At 54.0% G+C, this 11546-nt stretch carries 5 protein-coding genes and 1 pseudogene; all 6 read right to left on the minus strand.

Features of this window, described 5'->3' with window-relative positions:
- Positions 1 to 77: 77 nt before the first annotated feature.
- The gene (locus tag PSR62_RS13015) at positions 78 to 2084 is read right to left on the minus strand and encodes an AAA family ATPase (RefSeq protein WP_274403441.1); all 2007 of its coding nucleotides are present in this window, start codon (positions 2082 to 2084) and stop codon (positions 78 to 80) included.
- A 369-nt stretch (positions 2085 to 2453) separates the two neighbouring features.
- Positions 2454 to 2753 (minus strand): annotated as a pseudogene (locus PSR62_RS25735) (DUF4357 domain-containing protein); the annotation flags it as partial.
- Positions 2754 to 2833: 80 nt separating this feature from the next.
- On the minus strand, positions 2834 to 4897 hold the full coding sequence (gene brxL / locus PSR62_RS13020) for a BREX system Lon protease-like protein BrxL (RefSeq protein WP_274403442.1): 2064 nt from the start codon (positions 4895 to 4897) through the stop codon (positions 2834 to 2836).
- Positions 4898 to 4911: 14 nt separating this feature from the next.
- Positions 4912 to 7389 carry a BREX-1 system phosphatase PglZ type B gene (gene pglZ, locus PSR62_RS13025; RefSeq protein ID WP_274403443.1) on the minus strand — a complete coding sequence of 826 codons (2478 nt, stop codon included), beginning with the start codon at positions 7387 to 7389 and terminating at the stop codon, positions 4912 to 4914.
- Positions 7386 to 8660 carry an RNA-binding domain-containing protein gene (locus PSR62_RS13030; RefSeq protein WP_274403444.1) on the minus strand — a complete coding sequence of 425 codons (1275 nt, stop codon included), beginning with the start codon at positions 8658 to 8660 and terminating at the stop codon, positions 7386 to 7388. Before PSR62_RS13030 ends, pglZ begins: the two co-directional genes overlap by 4 nt.
- 39 nt (positions 8661 to 8699) lie before the next feature.
- Positions 8700 to 11507 carry a TrlF family AAA-like ATPase gene (locus tag PSR62_RS13035; RefSeq protein ID WP_274403445.1) on the minus strand — a complete coding sequence of 936 codons (2808 nt, stop codon included), beginning with the start codon at positions 11505 to 11507 and terminating at the stop codon, positions 8700 to 8702.
- Positions 11508 to 11546 lie beyond the last annotated feature (39 nt).

Consider the following 11546-nt stretch of genomic DNA (forward strand, 5'->3'; position numbering starts at 1 on the left):
TCCACGCAGTGATTCGTGGGTTTGAGGGCTCGCTGTTTCCCACTCCGAAAGCACTATCGAACACGGGCCATTCACCATCAGTTCTCACCTTCTGGCGGTCCCGGCAAATCATCCTCGTCAGCGTTTTCGAACGCATCGTCTTCATCACCCAGCGACTGATCGGAGGTGAGTGCCGCGGTCGTGTTCTGAATGTCACTAAACGATGTCAACAGAACATCGACCAACTCATTTTCACGCCCTGCTTCCAGTAAGTCCTGTCGAATTTCCTGTTTTTCAGTGTCGACAAGGCCATCGCCAAGAATTTTTCCCAGTGTGGTATAGTCCTCGTAGCAGTACTCCTCGAGCAATGGAATGATGTCGTCACGAATCGCACGCCGCAAAACTGCAATTTCTTTGATTGGGCTTCCTGCTTGTAGCAAGTACGAGTGACCAATCTGAAGGTTTCGCGAGTCGCGGCCAACATGTTGCCTTATGCGTTCGTTCAATGCCTCGAACCAAGCACGCAAAGGAATGCCGCTGACAGTTGAGTCCTTCAAAACTCTACCGTCCGGCATCAACTCGATAAATCCAAAGCGGCGGCGTAGTGCCGCATCCAACAACGAGATTGAACGATCCGCTGTGTTCATCGTGCCGATCAGCAAGACGTTCTTCGGGATGGTGAATACCTGCTGACTAACGGGGAGTGTGATTCTCTTCCCGCGTTTATCTCTCTCCAATGTCGTCAATAATTCTCCGAACACTCGTGGTATATCGCCGCGATTAATCTCATCGACAATCAAGAAAAATTGCTTCGCCGGGGTTGCTGCGGCATCTTGGCACAGTTTTTTGAAGATGCCATCGCGTAGTTCAAACGAAACCTGACCGTTCACCGTGGATGGTCGATAGCCTTCGAGAAAGTCCTCGTATCCGTACGCCGGATGGAAGCAACACATACGAACGCAACCCGACTGCTCACCTTCACCCGAAATTGCGTGCTTCTCAAACTCGTTCAAGTTTGCATGTAGCTTTCCAAAGTGAGAAATAGCCGCCAAGTCAAACGCAGTCTTTTCAGCCCAGTAGGTCTTCCCCGTTCCAGGCGGTCCGTACAGGATGACTTGTGATTTGCGAGCTAGCACCGACTGGATCCGACCGCCGATGTCCTGCAGGCGAATCGGACGAGGCGGAGTTGGTGTGGTCGTTCCACCGCTGACAGTCGATTCAATTGAATCGTGAACCTTCTTTTCCGCTTCGACGATATTCTCATCGTGTCGGCGAATTTCCCGGACGATGGATCGAAGCCCTTCGGGCACCGGCATCGTCCATTCCTCGATACTCAGCCACTCAACGCTCCGCTGGTGAGGGAATCCGAATTCGGGTGCATGCTCATACTCGCCTGTGACACGTCCGATTCCGAGCACGGTTGCACCATCTGACGCAAGTACCCAGTCACCTTCGTTAATACCAGCAATGAACTGCGTAATTTGAGAGCAATCTTGACCAACCGAAATCGAGCTTTGATCTGGGTTGACTTCTTTCAGTGCCTCCTTAAGTTGCTTTCGCGATTCCTTCTTTGCTTCAACCCATGTGAGATCTCCAAGTTGGTTCCATCCGATCGCGATGACATTGCGTTCCTTCATCATTTCCCAGTGACTGACGCCATCATCACCGCCGCGGGTTCCGACACGCCAATATTTATGGAGCCGACCCTGTACGGCATTCAAGGACGCAGTGAATTGATTCATTCGTACGCCGACTTCTGCGGCTGCCGAAACGAACCGTCCCGCGCAGATATATCGCCCGTCGCCTCCAGGTGGAAGCTGTTGCAGCTTTAGGATGTGAAAGTGTTGCCAGTCAGGGCTATGGAAGTCATCGAGCTTCTCTGGATAGAGCAAGCTGAAATACTTGTGTCCCCATGCCAGCTTGCTGACCTCGGGAGCCAGTTCGTCCATTTGGTCTTGCAGTTCAGCGTAGTCATCATCGGATGCGTTGTCGGATAGTTGTTCGAGTAATTCTGCACCCTGAATCAGTTGGTCGCGATGTAGTCGAGCAGCCTCGATTGCCTGTTCAATCGAAACGTCGATCGGTTTACCGTTGTCGCCCGCCATCTGCCAACGTCCCGTCTCTTTGCGACGAAAGATGCGAAACTTCAAGGCACTTCCGCCGGCGATGCTGCCAAATTGCTTGGTGTCAAACTCTTCATCGCTTTTGAATTCCAGCCAATAAACAAGGCTGTCTCGGTTTCCATGGTCGTGAAGAAACTCGAGCAACGGCTCTCCGTCGAGTCCGCGAAGGACCTGTGGAGAGTATCTCTCCGCAAACAAGGAATACGATTCGTCCAGCTTATCCGTCGTGTAAACACGCCCTTCTTCAAGAAGATGCTCGTAGGTCGCAGCAAGCTCATCGCGTTTCGCTTCGCTTAGCATCGTCGATCCCTCCGGCCGCGACACACGACGCACCTCACTGAGTCTGCGTCCATTGGGGTCTTTCCAGTCGTACCAGCCGTTCGACGGTGATCCCTTCACGATGACGCCAGCGCTGCTGGGTTTGGTGAAGCGGTAGTCCTTCATGAATCGGTAGAGGTCTCCGAACTCTTGGAGCACTCCTTGTTCGAGAAGTTCATCGCGGATCGTTTTCACATTCGGTTGGCATGACGAAGTGATTTCTTTCCGAGCCGTCGACCCTTCCAGAACCGTGAATCCGTCCTCGTTCATGACAGCAGTTGCGGCGGCTTCACCGATATGCAGGTAGAGTTTTTCTGCTTGTTCATTCGTCATGTTCGAGTTCCTGTTTTGTTGCTGCCGACCAAATTCCAGTTGTCATCATGTGAATGGTCAAGGTTACGAAGTGTAAAAGATCAGTCCAACAAACACTTGAAGAATGCATCTTGAGCATCCTTGTAAAACTCGATGCTGATTTTGGTCCAGAGTTCATCTGGTAGATCGTTGAGTTGCCGGCGGGCGGAGACAGGCATTAGGAGCGTGGTGGCTTGTTTTTCGATGGCTACTTCGGCGATGGCGACCGGGTTCGGGATCATCTCAACTGAGCCACCCAGGTTCAGCGAACCGACGATAATCATTCCTCCCTTCGTGCTTCGCTCCAGTAGCGAGCTAGAAAGGGCGACGAGGGCGGGCAAGCCTAGGCCTACGCCGCTGTGATCGTTGTCCATCGCTCGCATTTGGATGGAGAACTCGTGCGCACGTGGGTCGCGGTCACCGACCAGTTGTTTGCTCTGGGTGTAAAGGTTCTGTTCGCCGATCTTGACGCTTTCGCGGAATCCGGGCGGTGTCGGCGTATTGAGAATGCGAACATTGCTGCCGGGGCCGGATGTGACTTCGAGTCGGTACAGTCCGGGGCCAGACTCTTGCGATCCAGGGCTGATTGCCCAGACTTGGCCCGGTGGTAGCGGGTCGCCGTCGATAGCGACGTCGCTGTGAAGCTCTGGCGTTGCGACGAATTGTTCGACACCGTCGACGCCCATCGTGAAGCTAAAGTGTGTGTTGCGGAACTCGCTCTTGAGACACTTCTTCTGTTGTTCTTTCACGCGTCGGCGTGATTCCAGAGCCAAGCGGACCAGCAATTCAAGGTCTTCATCGGAGACGTCCATTTCAGGATCGGGGAATACAAGTTTCAACAAGCCGCTGATCGTTTTGTTAACCGCTTCGATATCGCGGCCGCTCAGGGCGCCACCAAAGAACACCCGATTCTGCAACGTTGAGACGCGGCTTAGCATTCGCAAGTTCGTCCAGCATTCGCTCAGGAAATCGCTGACAAGGCCAAAGTGGTTGGTGAGGTGCTCATTCGGATTCAGTTTCGGGAAATCCCAACCGGGAGCGAATGCATGAATACGGTCGTGGAAGGCTGTGTCGTCACGCATTTCTGGTGGTAGAGGGCTTAGCAAGTGGCCAATGCGTTGTTGCTGCTCGACATCGACATCGAAGTTGCCGACCATGACAATGCCACCCTCGGCTCGAATGCTTTCTTTGCCTCGGCTGAATTCGCCGGACGCCATATAGCCCTTCATGATGTTGACGCCGTCCTTTTGGTCGAAGGAGACGCCGGATACTTCGTCGAAGCAAACCACGTCGTACTGACAAACCAAACCGCGTTGTCCGCTGGCGTTGTTGACGAACATCTTTGCGACGGTCGCCTTGCCGCCGGAGATCAAATGGGAGTACGGCGAAATCTGCTGGAACAGGTGGCTCTTGCCGGTGCCGCGCGGTCCTAGTTCAACCAAGTTGTAATTGCGTTCGACAAAGGGCACCATTCTCAGCAAGACGACATACTTCGCCCGATCCGATAGCTCGGTCGGTTCCAAACCGATCGAACGAACCATAAAGTCGATCCATTGTCCAGTTGAATACTCGGCTCGTCCCCGCTTCAGTACATCCAGAATGTCTGACTTTGACATTTGAATCGGACGCAGCGACGCGATCCGGAATGGTCTACCGTTCTTCTCCTGGGCAACAACTGCGTCATACTCCAGCGTGATCTCGGCGTAGAAACCATCCGTCAGCATCCGCTCGTGATCGTCGACCAGCTTGTCATCAATCAGGGCATCTTTGATTGCCAGGCTAGGAATCTCGGCGTAGTAGCAATCCGACTTCGTGTCGAGCTTCGCCTTCACCACGTCGATCAGCTTCACTGATCCTTTGTCGCGAGCCTGTTTGATGAAGACCTCCTCTTGGCCGGTCTTCACCGTGCGGTTCTGCAATTGCTTTTCGACAATCTGCAGCCCCTCAGCGATCTCCTCCTCGTCGACCGTCGCGCAGTAGCGACCGAGCAAGAACTCGACCACGTAAGTCGGGACTGGATACTGACGAGCGTATTTGCGGACCAAGTCCTTACGAACCAAGTACCCGTCAAACACGGACGCGGACATTTGATCCAGTCCATCCATTTGCAATGCTGTTGCGTTCATACATTCATCCCTATTTATTCGCCACCGATGGTGGTGTTTTGTTTTGCAATCGTTTGGCCGGCATCGTTACACACGGTGACCGCGACGACCGATTCCAACAGGTCGTCATCCTCGACAAACAGCGTGACTGTCTCGTTCCCGTCAAGCGGTTTGCCGCCATCCGCGACGGAAGTAGCCGGATCGTTTGGCTTGTTTCTCAAGTCAACACGCAAACCAGCCGATGCCGGCGAGACCGAGATACGACAACGCAGTCCCTTCCAATCCACCTTCGTGATGGAAACGTCCTGACGCACAGGCTGGTTCTGCAGGGATACCGACATGTCTGGAATCAGACATTCCTGCAAACTGATCCCGCCGTGCGCGTACGCGTGTCCCGCCGAGAAGCATCTCACGCCGGGGCCGGTCGCGAACTCGGCCGATTGATTCCAATGCCACGTCGCCTTGGGAACGTTTGGTTTCGATTCACCTTTGATCGTCGCACAGCGAGCCCATTTCGCTTCCGTCAAGTAATGGGGCAGGTCTTCTTTCGGCAAACCACCTGGCATCAGCAACCATCCGTGGTCCGTGATGACGCGAACTTCTCGCCAACCGGCATCGAGCAGTTCCGCGATTCGTTCCGCAATCAATTCAACTTGCTCTGCCACCACCGATGCCAGCTTGGCCTGCATGCTGTGACCACGTTTGTCGATCTCTCCAAACTCGCACCAACCGCGTGCTTTCGCTGCGGCCGGATCGCCTACTTCACCAGCGCCGATGATCTGGTAATCGTCCGCCTTCAACAACGAGTGCATACGAGCGAACGTCAGCGACTTTTCTGGATTGTCGGCCAACGAGGGTGCAAAGCTATCGGGCAGGCCCACGCCGCGTACCTTGGCCGTCACTGGCGAGACAGCAGGCTTGGCCGTCGCCGTCACCGATGGCAACGCAGACCACCGTCGCCGTGACGCGACCATCAATCCACGTTCAGCTAGAGCCAGCGACAACCGCTGCGCCAGGTCGTATCGCAGACCATCGGCAAACAGCAAGCAGCAACCAACGTCCGCCGAAATGCTTTCATACGACGAAACCGTTCCACGTGAGCCGTAGGCACTAGCCCCAGGTCTTCCTCCATAAACCCCTGTCGCCGACCGGCCCGCGGCAAGCGCGGTCGGTTCGGGAAGACGCTCCGATACGCGATCAGTGAGACCGGGCGGGTCACGCCAAACTTCCTGCAATCGAGTTGCCGCCTGATCCAACCACGGCAAGTACAGCGCTCGCACCGCCGCGTGTACAGCCACCGCGTCGGCTGCCGTACGGACAGTCGCCATCGCTGCGAGTGCCGCATCATCGACCAAGTAACCGCCATCCGCGTACAGCTTCGCCAAATCCTCAGGCGAATCGCCTCCGAGTGCGGCTTGCGTGCGTTCGGCCAGGTGCCCAAGGTGTTCCAAAGCAAGTGCAAGTGGGGCTTGGTCCAACCGAGCCCAAACCCATGACCTCCGAAAACCATGAGCCTGTTCCAGCTTCGCGATCGCCTCACGGGCATGTGCGGCATCGACGCCGTCCAACGCAGCGAGGGCAGTGCGAAGCGACACTTCCTCCGTTTCATTCTCGTCCGGCCAAGTTTCTTTCTCGTAAGCGATGCGGTTGGTCGGCTTGGCTCGGCGCAGCAAACTTGGAATGCCAGCATAGGCCTTGGGTGATTCGCAGTAGCGTCCCCATAGCCCTTCCCAAACATTCGTTTCCTGCATACCAAGTTTTTCGGCGGCCACCAGCTCGCCGTCGGAATCGGGATCGAATCCATAATCCTCGCGACAGCGATTGCAGAAGGCATGCCACGTGCCACCAACAGAATCAGTGACGTTTTCGACACCGCCCATTTCCTCACGCACCAGTGTTGGATCACTCATCCAACGCAGCAGGTCGCGTGGGTGGTCACCGATCATCAGCTTGTCAAAATCTTCCGCCTCCAGTCGCCGGCCAGTCAAACGCGATACCGGTGTATCTGCCAACACTGACAAGGAAGCCATCATGGAAAGCTTGGTGTGGCTGTCGCCAGCGACATCCAGCCCCAGTCCCGGAGCGTCCTTGCCGACCAACATTGCCTCGACCGACCAATCGCGACCGTTCTTTTGTGTCCACACCGCACCGCGATACAGGAGTTCAACCAGCGGCTGCAGCTGCAGCGGACATTCGGTGCCGGCACGCAACGTTTGCCGGCTGATCAAAGGCAGATAGACGATCGGCGTCAATCCTTCTGGAATCTCAATCTCTGGCAATTGACGGGCGATCGCACATTTCAACCAGATCGCCGGACCAGTTCGTTTATCGCAGTCGTATTCACCATGAACCAGCAACTGCGGTAAACGGGAACGCAGGGTTTCGACGAGCGGCAACCATTCGCCTTTGGCGTCGGTCCACAAGATCGCAACCGGTGGCACTTCGCCGGCGGAATGCTTTGACGCATCCGCGAGTGATTCGCGCAACGATTCGAGCATCGTGTCGTTGGTCATGGCCGCTCCTCCTGGACCAATTCAGGTGAGTGCGAATCGGCCCCGAAAATCGTCAACTTCAGCTCGCTCTCGTCAATGGTTTCGTAGGTCGGTTTCTTCCCTGACAACGCCTCGCTACGACCAAGAATCAGACTCACACCCTCGCCTCGACGATCCATCATGTACGATCGACTACTCTCGAACCCATCTAAATCGAGTTCAAACTGGGTCTTTGCTAACAGACTCGTGATTGCCTCGTTTCTAGCCGCTTGTCGCATTGGCAAGCTGTCTACCGTCATCGTGTTGGCAAGAGCGCCGGGAACAAACAACTCAATTCGATCAGCAAAGACACGAAGCCGGATTCTCGAACCCGACATTGAATAGTCCCGGTGAGCGACAGCGTTAACAATCGCTTCAAAAATGGCGGTGAGATCGTATTGTGGCTGGTCGCTTCGTCCTGCTGACTTCGATCCGATCACTCGCATATGCTTCGCGACGAAACGAACACTATCTAAAACCTGTTGGTCAATCGGTCCGGCGATGTCCTTTTGGTCCAACTGATAGCCTGAGAGGTTCATCGGTGATTCGTCTGCGGTTCCTCGATAGGCAACTGCCTGCACATATGCAGCCGGAAGATACACCTCGGGTTCTTGGCAACCGAGCAATAAGCCGCAGACAGTCGGTCGAAGTACTCCGTCTTGGTCTTGATCGACCATCGCAAGTTTTCTCAAGAACGTGACAAGGTCGTCCGTAGAACGATCAGTCCGATATCTCGCGACAAGCTTGGAATTGAGTACTTCAATTGAAACGCCCGGGATGATCTGTTCATCAAAGCGAATCAACCGAGCTTGACTACGCTGCTGCATCAGTCGCCCGAGGTAGTCGGGCGTCATTTGCCGTTTGCTGCTTCCAACACGATACCAATAACGTCCACGACTTGAGTGAACAAACAGGCTGCGGTCAATATCGGCACGAATGATAGCTTGCGGGTTTCCAAGTTCGTCTGGCAATTCTTCCCGGCGAATATCGAGCAACAATGGTGGCTCAAGACTGTCTTGAGCCACTTCACGCAAAAGGTCTTCCACCAAATCGAGTTTGTCGATCGGAATTCCAATGATATCACGAGACTTGTCATCTACCCCCATAACCAAGACGCCCCCCTTGGCATTAGCAAACGCTGCCATTTCATCGGCAATGTCATCTCGACTAGGTCCCTTTACCTTCTTGCCTGAGATCACAACCTCCTTGAGTTCCAAGTGGCTGTCCTCCCCCAATCGGATGGCGCGAAGCAATTCTTCATTCGTGTTTAGCATTATGTTCTCTCGACTGGTTTACTTTTCCGATGGGCCCTTGGGCTGAACAATCCGGCGGTACCGCTTCAAGAACGCATCGCGTCCACCCTCCATCACCTTGCACACTTCCTCGCGAACTGCACGTTCTTGCAAACACCCACTATTCTGTTGATGCACAACACACTGTGTCGAAACGACGTCCATTGCCAACACCATTTCCGCATCGCCATTGACAACAATGTTTGGGTTATGTGTTGCAATAATGATTTGCCGATCACGTTTGGATTCTCTGATCTGCCGAACGATCAGGTCATAGATTAAATGGTTGTCCAAATCATCTTCGGGCTGGTCTAAGATGATCGGCTCGTCACCATGCGAGAGAATGAAAGCGAGAATAGCCGCGGTTTGCTGGCCGGGAGATCCCTGCTCGATTGGTGACCATTCGTCCTTCTTGACATCGCGGCGATAGTCGACGAGTAACACATCGTCGGGAAACCATGTCCACAGCCCATCAAGATCTTCAGGGGCAAGTTTATTGAGATGCTTTGCGAACCACTTGGTGCATTTCTCGGCCGCGACACCTGACGCAGCCATCTGAGCCGTCATCTTCTTAATTGCCATAATTCGCTCGATAAGAGTGCCGCGTCGCATCTCACTTTCGCTCGAGAGGTCGTCGTACAAGCCTGCCAGAATTCCTTTTTTGCCATCGTCATCTAAAATGTCGCGTTCCATTTTATCCGGTCGCAGAACGACCGCACGATAACCCGCCTCGCAGTCACGGTCGTTATTGCCAAGCGGTTGAACCCTGACCCTGACGTAAGCGTTATCGCGAAGCACGCGATTTAGAAAGTCTTCTCGGCGACGAGACAGCTCACAACGATGGTCCGCCAATTGTTCAACCACTTCTCGCCATTGTGAATCAATTTCAACGATCTTTTTCTCCGAGGCAGCGATGTCACCGAGTTCACGTTCGATCTGTTGCCGGCGTTGTACCAGACTTGCATATTGTTTCGGGTCTGCAATTCCCGCTTGCTCCAACTCCTTGGTTAAGGCGAGGTACGCACTTTCAACTTGCGCGTTTTTCTGCTGCCAATCACTTTTATCCAGGCTCGCCCGCCACTTTGTATTGAATTCGTTTAGGTCCTTAATGATCGCCTCGAGTTGAGAAACAACCGAGGCCTGTTTAGCGTAACTTTCCCGAATCAAGTCCAATGCCGACTTGTCTGCGGGATCACCTGCATCAAAGACGGATTCGTCACTATCGGCTGGTCCCGAAGCATCCAAAATGCCTTCCAGTGTCTCAGCGACGCCGTCCAGCTCTTCCGTACGCGTATCGAGTTCCCGCGTTTGGCGACGGCAAACCTGATATTGACGCAGTGTCTCGCGATTCCCTCCCTTCTCGAACAATAGGATTCGTGCCAGGATTTCTTCGAGCTCACCTTTTAACCGAGGTTTCGTTGCAGTCCGTGCAACCAATTCCCGTTTTTCGCTCATCAATCGCCGAAATTTGGTCTCGAGTTGCTTCTTCTTCTCCCGCCAACTGTTCAGTTCCAATTCGGGCGAGGCATCGACCAAGTCAAGCAAAGACTGGGGATTCCTCGCGATTGCGAAGATCTCCTTCTGGCTCATCATGCGTACCGGAAAACGTTGTCGAACGACGCCGTCCGCAGCCTTCCAGCTTCCGTCCGGTTGACGAGCATGAATCTGGATTTCCCGATTCAACTGAGACCATTGCAACCGATAGTGACCCGTCTCTTTTTTGATCCGAATCGTTATTTGAGAATCCTCCAGCATCGCACCACGCTCTCGGCGAGACAAAGCGACACGATCAAAGTCGTTGAAATCGTCTCGCAGTTCTTGGGGCAGGTCTCCGATTCGGTCCAGTCCAATCCGAATGCAATCGATAATGGTTGACTTACCGCTGCCGCGTCCCCCGATCAGCGTCGTCAGCCAAGGACTCATTGGAGCCGTTTCTGGCGTTCGGCGCCCCATCAGACGCAGTTTGTCGACCGTCACCGATTCAATCACCATCGCAGGCTTGCGATTGGGATCGCTCGTTACTTCATCGCCGCGAAGAACTGACAACGGATTGCCGTCGATCAACGCCAATCGCAAGCCATCCAATGAGGGCTTTCCCATTTTGATCCACGTGAAGTGGTCACCTGGCGTGCGCGCGCCCCGGAAGTTATGGCAATCCGTCGCGAGCAGGTGAGGCAAGTTCAAATTGAGGTCTTGAAATAGCCCTGGACCTGTCCATTTGCAATCGCGTACTTCGACAGCCTCAATCAAGCCGGTCTCCATGAGCCGTCGAGTGGTCGGTGCGTCACCAATCAGTTTTCCCGTTGCGTCGGTTTGAAAGATGCCGTTTTCGATGTCGATATGCGCTGGTATGCAAATCCCGCCGGAGTCGACGATGGCGCGCGCAACGGCTTCGCAGGAGAGTTCTGTACGCTCTTCGGGGTCGCCTTTTGTACCGCGAAACTTGACCTCCCCCAACAACGAATCAATCGTCGCGGTGGTCTCGGAAGGATCAAAAATTCCGAGCATATGAAATCCACCATTGACGGAAATCTCAACTCCGGGAAACAGAACCAGTTTCCGGAACCACTCGGGACGCGAATTTTCTAGCTTTTCGTATTCGCTTTTCAACCGATCAATCCAGCCACCGCCATTGTGATCCGTGACGGCAACACAGTCGATCTTGGCCTCCATAAACTTATGTAGCCATGCCTCGGGCGTCAGTTCGTCGTCGCTTCCGATTAGAGGGGCCCACGCAGTATCGGTTGAAAATGGTGTATGCGTGTGGAAATCAAACTTCCACCAACGGCTACCGGTAATCTTTGTCATTGATATTCCTATTTAGATGAACCGACCGGGCGAACTGCA

It is taken from the genome of Rhodopirellula sp. P2 (genome assembly GCF_028768465.1).
Taxonomy (GTDB): Bacteria; Planctomycetota; Planctomycetia; order Pirellulales; family Pirellulaceae; genus Rhodopirellula.